The organism is Leifsonia sp. HAY1-4F (assembly GCF_056755275.1).
The window spans coordinates 1-245 of record NZ_JBNDHX010000501.1; the positions used below are offsets into that span (position 1 = coordinate 1).

The 245-nt window shown below is 38.4% G+C and carries 1 protein-coding gene; it reads right to left on the reverse strand.

Going from position 1 to position 245, the window contains the following annotated elements:
- The coding region (locus tag ACPYOG_RS20290; RefSeq protein WP_481295883.1) for a hypothetical protein at positions 1-245 on the reverse strand (245 nt) is incomplete at both ends.

The following is a 245-nucleotide window of genomic DNA, read 5'->3' on the forward strand; positions in this document are numbered from 1 at the left end:
TCCTTGCTCCATAGTCATTCCAACCTGTTTCTGTCTGGAGTTCCTTACCGTTATATTGGTACTTGTAGGAAGAATTGCTTGCTGAGAGAATATTGATATCATGTCGCAATCCAAACGGATAGTAATTGTTTTCTTCAAGAACTTCTGCGCTGCCAGTGGTCGTATTCCTGAAATAACTCAGGCGTACATTTCCCAGATGGTCTGTATAGCTGTAAATATACTTACTTTTTATGAAATCATAATAG